Here is a 15520-nt window from a genome sequence, read left to right on the forward strand (position 1 = left end):
TCACCGCTAAAACAGCGGGTTTGCGCGGGCAATTTAAGCTGCTGCCCACGACCAAGCAAGCGCTCGGGCAGAAGTTATTTTAGCCGTTTACAAACCAAGCGCTTGCTTGGTAGTCTCGAAACACTTCTGTCGGAGGTGGTTATGGAGTTGACTGCGCCAAAAACGATCCGCATCGGTTGTGCCAGCGCCTTCTGGGGCGACACCTCGACCGCCGCCGCGCAACTGGTGGAAGGCGGGCGCCTGGACTATCTGGTGTTCGACTACCTGGCGGAAATCACCCTGTCGATCATGGCTGGCGCACGGATGAAAGATCCCCAGGCTGGCTATGCCAGCGACTTCATCGAAGTGCTCAGTCCGTTACTCAGCCAACTGTGCGATCAAAAGATCCGTGTCATCAGCAATGCCGGCGGGGTCAACCCGCAGGCCTGCGCCGCCGCGCTGCAAGCGGCGTGCGACAAGGCTGGCGTCGCACTGAAGATCGCTGTCCTGCTGGGCGATGACCTGCAACCGCAATTCAAACAGCTGAGCACTCGTGGCCTCCACGAGATGTTCAGCGGCGCGCCCCTGCCGCCCCTGTGCGTCTCGACCAACGCCTACCTTGGCGCACCGGGCATTGTCGAAGCCCTGCGCCTGGGGGCGGACATCGTGATCACCGGGCGCGTGGTCGACAGCGCGGTGGTCAGCGCCGCCCTGGTGCATGAGTTCGGCTGGTCGTGGCATGACTACGACAAACTGGCCCAGGCGGCCCTCGCCGGCCACATCATCGAATGCGGCGCCCAGTGCACCGGCGGCAACTTTACCGATTGGCGCGACGTGCCCGATTACGAACACATCGGATTTCCCATCGTCGAAGTCAGCGCCGACAGCCAGTTCATCGTCAGCAAACCCGAGGGCTCCGGCGGGCTGGTCACCCCGCTGACGGTGGGCGAGCAAATGCTGTATGAAATCGGCGACCCACGGGCCTATCTGCTGCCCGACGTGGTCTGCGATTTCACCCGGGTCAAACTGCTGCAGCAAGGCAAAAACGCGGTGCAGGTGCACGGCGCGAAGGGATTGCCGCCAACCGATCAGTACAAGGTCAGCGCCACTTACCCGGATGGTTTTCGCTGCACCGCCAGCTGCCTGATCGCCGGCATCGATGCAGTCGACAAGGCTCGGCGGGTCAGCGAAGCGATCATCAACAAGACCTCGGAAATCTTCAGCCAGCGCGGCTGGGCGCCCTATAGCGAGGTCAACGTCGAACTGCTCGGCAGCGAAGCCACTTACGGCCCCCACGGCCAGCGCCGCGACAGCCGCGAAGTGGTGATCAAACTCGCCGTGCGCCACCCGAATAAACAGGCATTGATCGTGTTTTCCCGGGAAATAGCCCAGGCCGCCACCGGCATGGCACCGGGGCTGACCGGGATTGTCGGCGGCCGGCCCACCGTGTATCCGCTGATCCGCCTGTTCTCGTTCCTGATCGACAAAACCGCCTGCACGCTGGAAATTGATCTGATGGGCCAGCGCCATCCATGCCCGCTGCCCGCCGTCGATGTGCTCGACAGCGCCGATTTGCCGGAGCCGTTCGAGCCCCCCAAACCCGCAGGCATGGCCGACGCCAGCGTGGCCCTGGTCAAACTGGCGGTGGCCCGCTCCGGCGACAAGGGCAACCACAGCAACATCGGCGTGATGGCCCGCGATCCCGAGTACTTGCCCTGGATCGCCGAAGCCTTGACGCCGGCGGTGCTCGTCGACTGGATGAGCCATGTGCTGGACCCGATCCACGGCCGTGTCGAGCGCTGGTATCTGCCCGCTACCCACAGCCTGAACTTCCTCCTGGAAAACGCCCTCGGGGGCGGCGGTGTCGCCAGCCTGCGGATCGACCCGCAAGGCAAGGCGTTCGCCCAGCAACTGCTGGAAATCCAGATTCCGGTGCCGCAGCGCATCGCCGACCAGGTCAACTAGAGGGCTGCCACCATGGCCTACGATTCGATTTTCAAAGCCGATTTGTTTGCGGGCAAAACCATCATCGTCACCGGTGGTGGCAGTGGCATTGGCCGTTGCACCGCCCACGAACTGGCAGCCCTTGGCGCGCACGTGCTGCTGGTCGGACGCAAGGCCGACAAGTTGAAAGCCGTTGCTGCCGAGATTGCCGAAGACGGTGGCAAGGCCGACTGGAGCACCTGCGATATTCGCGAGGAAGACGCGGTGACGCACCTGGTTGGCGAACTGATCCGCAAGCACGGCCCGATCCATGGCCTGGTCAACAATGCCGGTGGGCAATACCCGTCGCCATTGGCGTCGATCAATCAGAAGGGTTTCGAAACGGTGATGCGCACCAATCTGGTCGGCGGTTTCCTGATGGCCCGGGAAGTGTTCAACCAGTCCATGAGCAAGCACGGCGGCGCCATCGTCAACATGCTCGCCGACATGTGGGGCGGCATGCCGGGCATGGGCCACTCGGGCGCGGCACGCTCGGGCATGGATAACCTGACCAAGACCGCTGCGTTCGAATGGGGTTATGCCGGGGTGCGGGTCAACGCCGTGGCGCCGGGCTGGATCGCGTCCAGTGGCATGGACACCTACGAAGGTGCGTTCAAGGCGGTGATCCCGACCTTGCGCGAACACGTGCCGCTCAAGCGGATCGGTACCGAGTCGGAAGTCAGCGCGGCCATCGTTTTCCTGCTCAGCCCGGCGGCGGCGTTCATCAGTGGCAGCACCTTGCGCATCGATGGCGCCGCCAGCCTCGGCGGCCGCGCGTGGCCGATTCACAAGGCGACCAACAGCGAGTCGTACAACGGCTTCCACCGTGCATACCTTCCTGACGTGCTCAAGGATAAGGAATAACCCATGCCGGTGATTCAGTCGCAACTCGATCCCCACGGCGAACAGTTCGCCCGTAATCGCGCGGCCATGCTGGCGGGTATCGAACAGGTCCGCGAACTCGAACAGAACCTGTTGAACAAGGCGGCCGAGGCCAAGCCCAAATTCGACAAGCGCGGACAATTGCTGCCCCGCGAACGCCTCAATCTGCTGCTGGACCCCGGCGCGCCGTTCCTCGAACTGGCGAGTCTGGCCGGTTACAGACTACACGATGACAAGGACGGCAGCTCGGCCGGTGGCGGCCTGATCGCCGGCATCGGCTACGTGTCGGGCGTGCGCACCCTGGTGGTGGCGAACAACAGCGCGATCAAGGGCGGGACCATTTCCCCCAGCGGTTTGAAAAAATCCCTGCGCCTGCAACAAATCGCCATGGAAAACAAACTGCCGGTGATCACCCTCGCCGAAAGCGGGGGCGCCAACCTCAACTACGCAGCAGAGATTTTCGTCGAAGGCGCGCGCAGCTTTGCCAATCAGGCGCGGATGTCGGCCTTGGGCCTGCCGCAGATCACCGTGGTGCATGGCTCGGCCACGGCGGGTGGTGCTTATCAACCGGGATTGTCGGATTACGTGGTGGTGGTGCGCGGCAAGGCCAAGCTGTTTCTTGCCGGCCCGCCGCTGCTCAAGGCGGCGACCGGTGAAGTGGCGACCGACGAAGCGCTAGGCGGTGCCGAGATGCACGCGCAAGTGGCCGGCACCGCTGAATACCTGGCGGAAAACGATGCCGACGCGGTGCGTCAGGTGCGCGAAATCGTCAGCCTCTTGCCGTGGAACGACCGGTTGCCTGTGCTACCGGAACGTCACTGGGAAGCGCCGCTCTACCCCATCGATGAACTGCTCGGCCTGATCCCGGATGACCCGAAAAAACCCTACGACGTCCGCGAGATCATCGCGCGTATAGCCGACGGTTCGAACTTCCTCGAGTTCAAGGGCGAGTTCGACCAGCAGACCGTTTGCGGCCAACTGAAAATCCAGGGCCGCGCCTGTGGTTTCATCGGCAACAACGGCCCGATCACGCCCCAGGGTGCGAGCAAGGCGGCGCAGTTCATCCAGCTGTGCGACCAGAGCCAGACGCCACTGCTGTTTTTCCATAACACCACGGGGTTCATGGTCGGCACCGAATCGGAGCAGCAAGGCGTGATCAAGCATGGCGCCAAGATGATTCAAGCGGTGGCCAATGCCCGGGTGCCGAAACTGACGATCGTCGTCGGCGGTTCCTATGGTGCCGGCAACTACGCGATGTGCGGCCGTGGCCTCGACCCACGCTTTATCTTCGCCTGGCCCAATAGCCGCACGGCAGTGATGGGCGGCGCCCAGGCCGGCAAAGTGCTGCGTATCGTTACCGAGGCCAAACAGGCCAAGGACGGCCTGGTGCCCGATCCGAAAATGCTCGACATGCTGGAACAGGTCACTGCGCAGAAACTCGACAGTCAGTCCACGGCGCTCTATGGCAGCGCCAACCTGTGGGATGACGGCCTGATCGATCCACGCGATACCCGGACCTTGCTCGGTTATTTGCTGGATATCTGTCACGAGGCCGAGGTACGGCCGCTGCAGTCCAACAGTTTTGGTGTAGCCCGCTTCTAGGGCGATCAGGAGAACAACAAGAATGATCTTCACCCAGGAACACGAAGCCCTGCGCCGTACCGTCCGCCAATTCGTCGACAACGAAATCAATCCCCACGTCGAAGCTTGGGAAAAGGCCGGACGCTTTCCGATCCACGAAATCTTCCGCAAGGCTGGCGACCTTGGCCTGCTAGGGATTTCCAAACCGGAAAAATTCGGCGGCATGGGCCTGGACTACAGCTACTCGATCGTCGCCGCCGAAGAGTTCGGCACCATTCATTGCGGCGGCATTCCGATGTCCATCGGCGTGCAGACCGACATGTGCACTCCGGCCCTGGCGCGTTTCGGCTCCGATGAATTGCGCGACGAATTCCTCCGCCCGGCGATCAGCGGCGAGCAGGTCGGCTGCATCGGTGTCTCGGAAGTCGGCGCCGGTTCCGACGTGGCCGGGTTGAAGACCACTGCGCGCAAAGACGGCGACGATTACGTGATTAACGGCAGCAAGATGTGGATCACCAATTCGCCGTGCGCCGATTTCATCTGTTTGCTGGCCAACACGTCGGACGACAAACCGCACATCAACAAATCACTGATCATGGTGCCGATGAACACGCCGGGGATCAGTCTCAGCTCGCACCTGGACAAGCTCGGCATGCGCAGCTCGGAAACCGCCCAGGTGTTTTTCGACAACGTGCGCGTGCCGCAACGCAACCGCATCGGCCACGAAGGCGCCGGGTTCATGATGCAGATGCTGCAGTTCCAGGAGGAACGCCTGTTCGGCGCGGCGAACATGATCAAGGGGCTGGAGTACTGCGTCGACAGCACGATCGAGTACTGCAAGGAGCGCAAGACCTTCGGCAGTGCATTGATCGACAACCAGGTCATTCACTTTCGCCTGGCCGAACTGCAAACCGAAATCGAATGCCTGCGAGCGCTGGTCTATCAGGCCACCGAGCAATACATCAAGGGGCATGACGTCACTCGCCTGGCGTCCATGGCCAAGCTCAAGGCCGGCCGGCTGGGCCGCGAAGTCAGCGACAGTTGCCTGCAATACTGGGGTGGCATGGGCTTCATGTGGGACAACCCGGTGGCCCGTGCCTATCGCGATGTGCGGCTGGTGTCGATCGGCGGCGGGGCCGACGAAATCATGCTGGGGATCATCTGCAAACTCATGGGCATCCTGCCGGGGAAAAAGAAATGAACACCTTGCCGGTTTGCCAGACCTTGCTGCTGGAGCCTCATAACGGCGTCCTGCACATCACCCTCAATCGCCCGGACAGCCGCAACGCCATGAGTTTGCAGATGGTCACTGAACTGCGCGCGGTGCTGGCGGCGGTGCACGATGACCGGACGACCCGCGCCCTGGTCATTGCCGGCGCCGGCGGGCATTTCTGCGCAGGCGGCGACATCAAGGACATGGCCAATGCCCGCGCCCAGGGTCCCGACGCTCACCGCGACTTGAACCGGTTGTTCGGTGCCCTTCTGCAAGAGGTGCAACAGGCGCCGCAAGTGGTGATCACGGTGCTGCAAGGCGCCGTGCTGGGCGGTGGTTTCGGTCTGGCCTGTGTCAGTGACATCGCCCTGGCCGATCATCAGGCGCAATTCGGCCTGCCGGAAACCAGCCTCGGTCTGCTGCCGGCGCAGATCGCGCCGTTCGTGGTCCAGCGCATCGGTTTGACTCAGGCCCGGCGACTGGCCCTGACGGCGGCTCGATTCGATGGAACTCAGGCACGGCGGATGGGGCTGGTGCATTTTGTCGAGCACGATCCGCAGGCGCTGGCCGAACGCCTCGAAGAGGTGTTGGCCCATGTGCTGTGTTGTGCGCCGGGAGCGAATGCGGCGACCAAAAAGCTGTTGCTGGCAAGTGCTGCACAGCCCTCGGATGAGCTGCTGAACGAAGCCGCGCAGTGGTTCAGCGAGGCGGTGACAGGGGCCGAAGGTATCGAGGGAACGATGGCCTTCGTGCAGAAGCGTAAACCGGGGTGGGCTTCTTGAAAGCATCGCTGGCAAGCCAGCTCCCACAGGTACTGCGAGGGTCATGAATTTGTGATCGACGCTAAACCTGGAGCAAGGCTTGCCCGCGATGAGGCCATCACATTCATCGCAAAAACAGGAAAACACCCCATGCCCGGACTCAAGAAAATCCTCATCGCCAATCGCGGTGAGATCGCCTGCCGCATCCAGCGTACTGCCCAGGCTCTGGGCTACCGCACCGTCGCCGTGTTCAGCGATGCCGACGCCGATGCGCTGCACGTGCGGATGGCCGACGAAGCGGTGAACATCGGCCCGGCTGCGGTGCAACAGTCTTATTTGAACATTCCGGCAATCATTGAGGCCGCCCGGCGCACCGGCGCGGATGCGATCCATCCCGGCTACGGTTTTCTCTCGGAAAACGCCGGCTTCGCCCTCGCCTGCCAGCACGCCGGCATCACCTTCATCGGCCCCAGCCCTGACGCCATTGAGTTGATGGGCAGCAAACGCCTGTCGAAGCTCGCCATGCTCGAGGCCGGTGTGCCGTGCATCAAAGGTTATCAAGGTGCCGAACAGGACGACGCAAGCCTGAGCCGCGAAGCCGAACGCATCGGCTATCCGCTGATGATCAAGGCCAGTGCGGGCGGTGGCGGACGCGGCATGCGCCTGGTACATAGCGCCAGCGACCTGCTGGAATCGATTCGCACCGCACGCTCCGAAGCGCTGCACGGTTTTGGCAGCGACGAACTGATCCTCGAACAGGCCCTGATCGAACCACGGCATGTCGAGGTTCAACTGTTCGGCGACCAGCACGGCAACCTGATCTACCTGGGCGAACGGGATTGTTCGATCCAGCGCCGCCATCAGAAGGTCATCGAGGAAGCCCCCTGCCCGGTCATGACCGCCGAGCTGCGCCAGGCCATGGGTGAAGTGGCGCTCAAGGCGGGGCGCGCGGTGAACTACGTCGGTGCCGGCACCGTGGAGTTTCTGCTGGATGCGCGTGGGCAGTTTTACTTTCTGGAAATGAACACGCGGCTGCAGGTGGAGCATCCGGTGACGGAGCTGATTACCGGGCTCGATCTGGTGGCCTGGCAACTGACTGTCGCCGAGGGGCGGCCATTGCCACTGCGTCAGGAGCAGGTGCAACTCAACGGCCATGCGATGGAAGTACGACTGTATGCCGAAGATCCGGCCCAGGGATTTCTGCCGCAAACCGGACGCGTCGAGGCTTGGGAACCTGCAGTTCAACATGCCGTGCGGATCGACCACGGCCTGCTCGAAGGCCAACAGATCAGCCCTTTCTATGACCCGATGCTGGGCAAAATCATCGCCCATGGCAGCACCCGCGAAGAAGCCCGGCGCAAATTGCTGCGGGCTGTGCAGGATACTGTGCTACTGGGGGTGCAGAGCAATCAGCGCTTGCTCGCCAGCCTGCTGGACCATCGGCAATTCATCAGCGGCGAATTCAGCACCGGCTTCATCGCTCAGTATTTCGCTGACCACGCGAGCCTGCGCCCTCATGAGCCCAGCGCCGAAGAACTGGCAATTGCCGCGGCGCTGTTCTATCAGGCTTCGGCACAGTCTCATCGCGCCCCGCTGGCCGGTTGGCGCAACAACGCCAGTGTGCCGCTGCACTATCGTCTCGGGCTGGATGATCAGGCGTGGTCGGTGGAGCTCAACGCGTTGCCGGGCGAGGCCTATCGAATCCAGATCGAGACCCGACATCTCGAACTGAAGATCATCGAGTGCGATGGGCGCTGGGCCACGCTGGAAATCGACGGTATTCGCAAACGCCATGCCTACCGTCTGGAGGCCCGGCAACTGTGCCTGTTCACCCGTCCAGGCAGTCTGAGCCTGACAGACCGGACCCAGGCGTTGGTCAGCAGCCAGGCCAGCGTCAGTTCCGGCACCCTCAAGGCACCGATGGATGGCGCGATTGTCGATGTCCTGGTCAGTGAAGGCAGCCTGGTGAGCAAAGGCCAATTGCTGGTGGTGCTGGAGGCCATGAAGATGGAGCATCCGCTCAAGTCGGGCATCGACGGCGTGCTCAAGCGCTTGCAGGTGCAAGTCGGCGATCAGGTGAAAAACCGGCAGATTCTGTTGGAGGTCGAATAAGCCGCTAGGCGGATCCGCCGGGTTTGGCTACGCTCAAGCCCTATCAGGACGCGGATACCAGGAACCCTTCGATGCCTCACTGGCTGGTCATTGATCTGGAAGCCACCACCGACGAGGGTGGCTGGCCCATCACGGAAATGGAAATCATCGAAATCGGTGCCACCCTGGTGGACCGCAAGGGCCGGGAAGTGGATCACTTCCAGCGCTTCGTCAAGCCGACACGACGTCCATTACTGACGCCGTTTTGCCGGGAGCTGACCCACATAACTCAGGCCAACATCGATGCCGCGCAACCTCTGGGCGAGGTCTGGGCATTCTTCGAGCGTTGGCTGGGTCAGCATCACACACACCTTGAAGGCTGGGTCAGTTGGGGCGATTACGATCGCAAACAGCTGCTTCAGGAATGGCAGCGCCTGCAACTCGACAGCGTGTTGGCCAAGGTGCAACACATGAACCTCAAGCAGCGCTTTGCCAAGGCCCGGCGCCTGGAACGCCCGCTGGGGCTCAATGGCGCCCTGCAACTGGCGGGCTTGCAGTTCACCGGCCAGCAACACCGGGCGCTGGAAGATGCGCGCAATACCGCACGGCTCCTGCCACTGGTTCTTCCGCTTTAGAGAGGTGACTAGGCCTTGGGCCTTGTGCATACTGGCCGGCCCTTTTTAGCCCTTTTCGAGGAATCGCCCATGTTTAAAGTCAACGAGTACTTCGACGGCAGCGTCAAGTCGATCGCCTTTGAAGCCGCTGAAGGTCAGGCGACCATCGGTGTGATGGCTCCGGGCAACTATGACTTCGGCACCAGCCAGCGCGAAATCATGCACGTGATCTCCGGCGCATTGACCATTCAGCTGCCGGACAGCACCGAATGGGAAACCTTCAACGCCGGCGACCAGTTCAACGTTCCGGCCAACAGCAAGTTCAAGGTGAAAGTGGCCGTCGAGACCGCTTACCTGTGCGAATACCGCGGCTAACCCCACGGTTGCACAGCGACAAAAAATGCCCGTGTGTAAAAACACGGGCATTTTTCGTTGGAGTTTTACTCGAGGATGGTCACGGGCATGCCGACTTCCAAACGGCCATTGCCGTCATTGACCAGATTCTGGCCGAACATCGCGCCATCGGCTTCGGACCGGTACTTCTGCAGGGTGGCCAAGGGTTCGCGATCGGCGCTGCGCTCCCCGGTTTGCGGATCGATGGTGGTCAAAATGCAGCGTGAGCACGACTTGACCACCCGGAACTCGACATCGCCGATGCGAATGCGCTTCCAGCCATCCTCGGCATACGCCTCGCTCCCTTCGATCACCAGATTCGGCCGAAAACGCAACATTTCAAGGGTACGCCCGACCTTTTGCGACAGGTCTTCCAGCGATGCCTGGCCGATCAGCAGCAGCGGATACCCATCGGCGAACGCCACCTGATCGTCGTCCTTGCCGTAGCCGGCCTCGGTCATGCGCGCGCGCTCCAGTGGCACTTGCACCAGGCGGGTCGGGTTGCCAATGAATTGGCTGACCCACGCACCCGCCTCGTCGCCGGCATCGGGCACACGCAGGGTGTCGCGCCAGATGGTGACGCCACGCAGTTCGGCGTCGCTTGCGGGCAAGGCGATATCGATCGGTGTGTGGCCGGGGGCGCTGAGGGTCAGGCCGCCATCAGCATTCCACAACGCAGACAATTGGCTCATCTGCGCCACCGCACGTTGGGTCAGGAAGCGCCCGCTGGCCTCATCCACCAGCATCCAGCGTCGATCTCCATCCAGTCCCAGCTTGTCCAGGCTGACCTGCTGCAGCTTTTCACCCTTGGCGGATTTCAACGGATAACGATAAAGCGCGCTCAGACGCAGCATGACCAGCTCCCTGGGAGGCAAAAACGCCACCCTATACGAGCTTGATTGCTGAATCAAAGGCTGATGAAAGGAGTGCGCGCCCCTTGAGCACGCAACGACTCAACCTGCAGGAACCGGCTGGCCGGCGCCTGCAGGGTGTTTTCCGGGCATGGTCAGGCCGGCACGGCGTCGAGCATCAGGCGCTCACGCACCACGTCGACGAGTTTGTCCGGCTGGAACTTGGAAAGGAAGTTGTCGCAGCCGACCTTCTTGACCATCGAGTCGTTGAAACTGCCGGACAGGGAGGTGTGCAGCACCACATACAGTCCACGCAGGCGAGGATCGCTGCGGATTTCGGTGGTCAGGCGATAACCGTCCATTTCCGGCATTTCTGCGTCGGTGAAGACCATCAGCAGCTTGTCGGTCATGTTGACGCCGGTATCGGCCCAGGCCTTGAGCATGTTCAAGGCCTTCAAGCCATCGCTGGCAATGTGCATTTTCACGCCCAACTGACCCAGGGTGTCGCGCAATTGCGCCAGGGCGACGTTCGAATCATCGACCAACAGCACTTCTCGGCCCCGGGCACGTTCCAGCACTGGATCGTTGAGTTTTTCCCGAGACACCTTGGCGCTGTAAGGGACGATTTCCGCCAGGACTTTTTCAACGTCGATGATTTCTACCAACTGGTCGTCGACCTTGCTGATGGCGGTCAGGTAATGCTGACGCCCGGCGCTGGTCGGTGGCGGCAGAATGGCTTCCCAGTTCATGTTGACGATCCGGTCCACTCCTCCTACCAGGAACGCCTGTACCGAACGGTTGTATTCGGTGACGATGATCGTACTGTTCGGGCCGGGCACCAGCGGGCGCATGCCGATCGCCTGGGACAGGTCAATCACCGGCAGGGTCTGGCCACGCAGGTTGACCACGCCGCAAACGAACGGGTGACGCTGAGGCATCAGGGTCAGCTTCGGCAGTTGCAGGACTTCCTGCACTTTAAAGACGTTGATGGCAAACAATTGCCGTCCGGCCAGCCGGAACATGAGAATTTCCAGCCGATTCTCACCCACCAGTTGCGTACGTTGGTCTACCGTATCGAGAATGCCGGCCATTCAAAGACTCCTGGTCTTGTTCTGATGAATTCACTAGTAGAGGGTTATCGGCTGTTTCTGCCGGAGCTTGACCCTTGCAAAATGCCACCCTCGGGCATTGATGTCACATTAACATCATGCTTTACTGGCGTTGTCATTTCATTTGCTACACTCTGCGACGCGACAACAGCTTGCGCGTTCGGTTCCGTTGCCTAAGGGATTCCCCGAGCAACGATCAGGTACAACCTGATATTCGCGATATCCAATAGCCATTAATGTGACGCCATTCTCATTGCATGAATGGAGTCAGGCTTTTGTGTGCGATCGCAGGTAAGTGGCCAGCCACCCTTTCGACTTCTACTGCCCGCACCCAAGCCGGCCGTAGCGCGATCCCACGACCAAACGGTTACGTCGGGACGCTGACCGTCTTCGTCGACACACGCGACATCCCCTCATTAGTCATGACGTTGTGGAGATAAGCATGCCGAACAATCGCAATGAATGGGCAAAGCGGATTCCTGAGTTTCTCGCCGAAGCTGAAACACTTCTGGCCAAAACCGAGGAATGCCTGAGTCATTTGCAACTGATCAGCAATGACAAGGACGCGATCGACTGCATGCTCAGTACCCTTCTCAAGCTGGCCAACAAGGCCGATGCCCTGGCACTGGCCGCTGTTTCGGAATTTTCGCTGCACATTCACGGCTTGCTGAACCATGCGCAGAATCATATGGATCTGCATGACGAGGCCCTGAATGCGCTGAAAGACTGCCTGACGCTGATTGCCTGGCAACTTGAACTCATCGACCAGAAAACCGGCCAGCTCAGCCTTGATGAAAGTGAACAGACCACCCTGATTGAAGCGTTCGCCTTTCAGGTCGGACAAAGTCAGTTCCGGCCACCGGTTAATACCAAACCATTTACCGTCATTAACTATGCGGAACGACAGGCTTAAACGACAGAACATCCCGTATTTCGTGTTTTATTGCCCATGACTGTTCATTAACTTGAGCAAAGACACGTCGCAATTGGCTGATTCATATCTATTAGCGACAACCCCAAAATAAATAACCCATCCTCTCGACAGCCGATAGCCTGTCCTGCCTAGGGTTTTGCCTGACATTAAATGACAAAAACCTACAGACAAACGGCCTCCTTGCGCCACCAAAAAAGCATACTTTTTGCTGTATGCAGCGATCGCCCGGATCCTTGTTTCCTGACTCCCTGGGCATATATCGCGGACGCGACCAACGGTATCTTAAGTGGTATTATGCCGCCCAATAGTTGGCGTCAAATAATGGCAACGTGATTGCAAACGGCGGTAGCCCGATCAAGTTCCAGACTGGATTTTCTGTTCAGAACACGCCCTGTTGAAGTCGATGCCTGAAACTACAAAACATAGGCCTGTCAGCCAGCCTGACCGGTCTGCCCGCAGCGAACATCCATTGGCTCCATCCGCTATGTACGCCAGCCTCAAGTCAATCGCCAAGTGGCCACCCTCAAGAGAAAATGCGAGTCGGTTCACTCTTGCTTTGTGTGCCTGCTCGACATTCGGCAGTCTGCTGGTCTACAGCCTGTCCTCTCATCTGCCACTGGGTTTGCTGGTGCTCAACATCGCCGCCCTGAGCTGCGTCTGGGCGCAATATTGCCTGTCGCGCAAATCGATCAAATTTCAACCTCAGGAGTTGGCCGACCGTTTGTTGCAAGTTCAGGAAAACGAGCGTCATCGACTGAGCCGGGAACTGCATGACGACATCGGTCAGCTGCTGACGGCGGCAAAACTCCAGGCTGACTGGCTCAAACGCCGTATGCCGGAGGAGCTGCAGGAACAGTGTTCCCTGCTCTGCGACACGCTGGACGAAACCCTCGCCAAGGTTCGCGACGTATCAGCCATCCTCAATCCCCGGCAGTTGACCAGCCTGGGACTGGAAGCCAGCCTGCGTGCGCATTTACTCAAGACGCTGTGCAATACTTCCGTGCACTGGAGCCTCGAATGCCATCAACGCCTGACTGGCATCCCCGAAGAAATGGCGGTGGCGGCCTTTCGGATTACCCAGGAAGCCGTCACCAATATATTGCGCCATGCCGAAGCCAAGAATCTGCTGGTCTGCCTCCAACGCTTGCCGCAAGGCCTGAAACTGCTGATCAGTGACGATGGCCTTGGTTTCGCGCCGGCGACCGATCCTGGTCGCGAAGGACAGCGCGGAATGGCCGGGATGTCAGAACGGATCGCTCAACTGGGCGGCACACTGACGGTGACCAGTCAGCCAGGCAAAGGCACTCAAATCGAAGCACTCTTCCCCTGGGCACCTCGCGCGCTCGAGCGGGCCAGTACGAATAAGGTTATGCATTGACTTGTAACTTACTTCTGGTGGATGACCACTCGCTGATCAGGGCTGGCGTGCGCGCCCTGGTGCTGGACCTTCCTGGCTATGCGGTCATTGGCGAGGCCAATGACGGTGCGCAACTGCTCGCGATGGTTGAGCATTTGTCCCCCGATATCGTGCTGCTGGATATTTCCATGAAGCAGACCGGCGGACTGGAAGCCTTGCAGCAGCTCAAGCGGGTGCGCCCGCAAAGCAAGGTGCTGATCCTGTCGATGCACACCGACCCTGAACTGATCATGCAGGCGCTGGAGTCCGGTGCCCATGGCTATCTGCTCAAGGACACCACGGCCACTGAGCTGGAACATGCGCTGGAAGCGTTGCGCAACAACGAACGCTACTTGAGCCCGGCCATTGCCCATACCGTCATCAACCAGGCGCTGACCCGAACCCAGAAAGGCCAGACGGAAGCCGATTCGCACAACCTGACAGCGCGACAGCTGGAAATCCTCCGCCTGATCGTTCGTGGAAAATCCACTCGGGAAATCGCCAATGGCCTGGGTCTGAGCGTCAAGACAGTCGAAACCCATCGCTCGCAGATCATGAAGCGCCTGCAGATCTACGATGTGGCGGGCCTGGTGTTGTTTGCCGTGCGTGAACAAATCATCAGCCTGGACGATTGACGGTCGCGCCCAGCAGCGGCGATTGTTCAGGCAGATGCACCCGTAACGCTGCGGGCCGCGCTGAAAAGCGCAGGCTGTCACCTTCCAGCGGCTCACCATCGAGGTTGATGCATAGACCTTCCGAAGCCTTGATCTCGACCCATGGCAGCCGAGCCCTGATGAACATGTTGTCGATGCCGAAGCCATCGGCCAGCAGGTTTTTCAAGGTACCGACCAATTCCTGCGGTGCCGGCAAAATGCTGATATCAAGCAAACCGTCATCGGCCAGCGCCTGCGGACATAACACATGGCCTCCGCCGGCCTGCCTGCCGTTACCGATACCCAAGGCCAACAACTCACCACGCCAATGAAAACCCGGCCCGTGCAACTCACCATAAGCCGCATGCAACTCGCTGAAGCGTGACAGACCGGTAAATAGATAGGCCGCGCCGCCGAGAACTTTTTTCAGGTCCTCGGAAGTGTTGGCGGTGACCTGACTGCCAAAACCGCCCGTGGCCATGTTCAAGAAAATCTGCCCGCCGACCTCACCCAGATCGATGGCGCAGGGTACCGTCTCCAGAAGATCCAGCGCCTGTCCCGGCTCAAGTGGAATACCGGCAGCCCGTGCAAAATCATTGGCGGTTCCCAGAGGCATCAGCACCAGACTGGCCCGGGTCGAATGCGCAGCCATGGCCTCGGCAATATCACGCAAGGTGCCGTCACCACCGCCAGCAATAATCTGCCGAAAACCGGCCTCCAGCGCCTCATCCACCAGCCGTTGCGCATCACCGGCCTCCCAGGTGACCCGAACAGCCAGCTCCCACCCTTGTTCCCGCTTGCTTTCAACGGCCGCCCGAACCTCCTCGTTGAGTGCCTGCTTGCCATGCAAAATCAGCAGTGCCTTGCGTTCGCTCATTGATTTCACTCCCTGGATTGAATGGCCTGTGAGAGATGTTGACCGCGACACAACCGATAAAAGTCTCGGGAAACAGAATTATTTCCAGTCCTGTGCTGGTGAGCCCTAAAAGGCGGGATTTTTCTTACAAAACGTGAGGAATCGGCTCAATTGACCAAAAAGTGTGATTAGTACACTTTGATGTCCAGTTTTTTCAGTGATCA

The 15520-nt window shown here is 60.2% G+C and carries 14 protein-coding genes; 11 read left to right on the top strand and 3 right to left on the bottom strand.

Annotated elements, in window-relative coordinates; translation table 11 throughout:
• Window positions 1–141 precede the first annotated feature (141 nt).
• The 8 genes from ACVWYU_RS14275 to ppnP all read left to right on the top strand — a co-directional run bounded on the left by ACVWYU_RS14275 (window position 142) and on the right by ppnP (window position 9479).
• Window positions 142–1944 carry an acyclic terpene utilization AtuA family protein gene (locus tag ACVWYU_RS14275; RefSeq protein ID WP_457372944.1) on the top strand — a complete coding sequence of 601 codons (1803 nt, stop codon included), beginning with the start codon at window positions 142–144 and terminating at the stop codon, window positions 1942–1944.
• 12 nt (window positions 1945–1956) lie between these two features.
• Window positions 1957–2826 carry an SDR family oxidoreductase gene (locus ACVWYU_RS14280; protein ID WP_248916255.1) on the top strand — a complete coding sequence of 290 codons (870 nt, stop codon included), beginning with the start codon at window positions 1957–1959 and terminating at the stop codon, window positions 2824–2826.
• Between the two features lie 3 nt (window positions 2827–2829).
• Window positions 2830–4446 carry a geranyl-CoA carboxylase subunit beta gene (atuC, locus tag ACVWYU_RS14285; RefSeq protein ID WP_457372945.1) on the top strand — a complete coding sequence of 539 codons (1617 nt, stop codon included), beginning with the start codon at window positions 2830–2832 and terminating at the stop codon, window positions 4444–4446.
• A 22-nt stretch (window positions 4447–4468) separates the two neighbouring features.
• Window positions 4469–5626 (top strand): citronellyl-CoA dehydrogenase, encoded by a 1158-nt coding sequence (gene atuD, locus ACVWYU_RS14290; protein ID WP_090318212.1) that lies wholly within the window; start codon window positions 4469–4471, stop codon window positions 5624–5626.
• Window positions 5623–6420, top strand: coding sequence for an enoyl-CoA hydratase/isomerase family protein (locus tag ACVWYU_RS14295; RefSeq protein WP_457372946.1), 798 nt, complete (start codon window positions 5623–5625; stop codon window positions 6418–6420). Before atuD ends, ACVWYU_RS14295 begins: the two co-directional genes overlap by 4 nt.
• 129 nt (window positions 6421–6549) lie before the next feature.
• The gene (locus ACVWYU_RS14300; RefSeq protein WP_457372947.1) at window positions 6550–8511 is read left to right on the top strand and encodes an acetyl/propionyl/methylcrotonyl-CoA carboxylase subunit alpha; all 1962 of its coding nucleotides are present in this window, start codon (window positions 6550–6552) and stop codon (window positions 8509–8511) included.
• 71 nt (window positions 8512–8582) lie between these two features.
• Window positions 8583–9125: an exonuclease domain-containing protein gene (locus ACVWYU_RS14305; protein ID WP_090318204.1), complete on the top strand. Its 543-nt coding sequence runs from the start codon at window positions 8583–8585 to the stop codon at window positions 9123–9125.
• 69 nt (window positions 9126–9194) lie between these two features.
• Window positions 9195–9479, top strand: coding sequence for a pyrimidine/purine nucleoside phosphorylase (ppnP, locus tag ACVWYU_RS14310; RefSeq protein WP_090318201.1), 285 nt, complete (start codon window positions 9195–9197; stop codon window positions 9477–9479).
• A gap of 65 nt (window positions 9480–9544) precedes the next feature.
• Here ppnP and ACVWYU_RS14315 read toward each other — a convergent pair whose 3' ends face one another.
• On the bottom strand, window positions 9545–10351 hold the full coding sequence (locus ACVWYU_RS14315; RefSeq protein ID WP_457372948.1) for an MOSC domain-containing protein: 807 nt from the start codon (window positions 10349–10351) through the stop codon (window positions 9545–9547).
• Window positions 10352–10503: 152 nt separating this feature from the next.
• Window positions 10504–11439 carry a chemotaxis protein CheV gene (locus ACVWYU_RS14320; RefSeq protein WP_090318193.1) on the bottom strand — a complete coding sequence of 312 codons (936 nt, stop codon included), beginning with the start codon at window positions 11437–11439 and terminating at the stop codon, window positions 10504–10506.
• A 460-nt stretch (window positions 11440–11899) separates the two neighbouring features.
• Between ACVWYU_RS14320 and ACVWYU_RS14325 the strand changes: the two genes are divergently transcribed.
• The 3 genes from ACVWYU_RS14325 (at window position 11900) to ACVWYU_RS14335 (ending at window position 14422) form a co-directional block, all read left to right on the top strand.
• Window positions 11900–12370, top strand: a complete 471-nt coding sequence (locus ACVWYU_RS14325; protein WP_247255472.1) for a hypothetical protein — start codon at window positions 11900–11902, stop codon at window positions 12368–12370.
• A gap of 505 nt (window positions 12371–12875) precedes the next feature.
• The gene (locus ACVWYU_RS14330; protein WP_457373041.1) at window positions 12876–13769 is read left to right on the top strand and encodes a sensor histidine kinase; all 894 of its coding nucleotides are present in this window, start codon (window positions 12876–12878) and stop codon (window positions 13767–13769) included.
• Window positions 13766–14422: a response regulator gene (locus tag ACVWYU_RS14335; protein ID WP_090318183.1), complete on the top strand. Its 657-nt coding sequence runs from the start codon at window positions 13766–13768 to the stop codon at window positions 14420–14422. The genes ACVWYU_RS14330 and ACVWYU_RS14335 overlap by 4 nt, the downstream gene beginning before the upstream one ends.
• Here the strand turns inward: ACVWYU_RS14335 and yegS are convergent.
• Complete coding sequence (gene yegS / locus ACVWYU_RS14340; RefSeq protein WP_457372949.1) at window positions 14406–15317, bottom strand: lipid kinase YegS; 912 nt, start codon at window positions 15315–15317, stop codon at window positions 14406–14408. The genes ACVWYU_RS14335 and yegS overlap by 17 nt on opposite strands.
• Between the last annotated feature and the right edge of the window lie 203 nt (window positions 15318–15520).

It is taken from the genome of Pseudomonas sp. TE12234 (genome assembly GCF_054061835.1).

Bases quoted from the DNA above. Each gene is read 5' to 3' on its own strand.
- ACVWYU_RS14320 (WP_090318193.1), bottom strand. From the start codon at position 11,439: ATGGCCGGCATTCTCGATACGGTAGACCAACGTACGCAACTGGTGGGT.
- atuD (WP_090318212.1), top strand. From the start codon at position 4,469: ATGATCTTCACCCAGGAACACGAAGCCCTGCGCCGTACCGTCCGCCAA.
- ACVWYU_RS14300 (WP_457372947.1), top strand. From the start codon at position 6,550: ATGCCCGGACTCAAGAAAATCCTCATCGCCAATCGCGGTGAGATCGCC.
- ACVWYU_RS14275 (WP_457372944.1), top strand. From the start codon at position 142: ATGGAGTTGACTGCGCCAAAAACGATCCGCATCGGTTGTGCCAGCGCC.
- ACVWYU_RS14325 (WP_247255472.1), top strand. From the start codon at position 11,900: ATGCCGAACAATCGCAATGAATGGGCAAAGCGGATTCCTGAGTTTCTC.
- yegS (WP_457372949.1), bottom strand. From the start codon at position 15,317: ATGAGCGAACGCAAGGCACTGCTGATTTTGCATGGCAAGCAGGCACTC.
- ACVWYU_RS14305 (WP_090318204.1), top strand. From the start codon at position 8,583: ATGCCTCACTGGCTGGTCATTGATCTGGAAGCCACCACCGACGAGGGT.
- ACVWYU_RS14315 (WP_457372948.1), bottom strand. From the start codon at position 10,351: ATGCTGCGTCTGAGCGCGCTTTATCGTTATCCGTTGAAATCCGCCAAG.
- ACVWYU_RS14295 (WP_457372946.1), top strand. From the start codon at position 5,623: ATGAACACCTTGCCGGTTTGCCAGACCTTGCTGCTGGAGCCTCATAAC.
- ACVWYU_RS14280 (WP_248916255.1), top strand. From the start codon at position 1,957: ATGGCCTACGATTCGATTTTCAAAGCCGATTTGTTTGCGGGCAAAACC.
- atuC (WP_457372945.1), top strand. From the start codon at position 2,830: ATGCCGGTGATTCAGTCGCAACTCGATCCCCACGGCGAACAGTTCGCC.
- ppnP (WP_090318201.1), top strand. From the start codon at position 9,195: ATGTTTAAAGTCAACGAGTACTTCGACGGCAGCGTCAAGTCGATCGCC.
- ACVWYU_RS14330 (WP_457373041.1), top strand. From the start codon at position 12,876: ATGTACGCCAGCCTCAAGTCAATCGCCAAGTGGCCACCCTCAAGAGAA.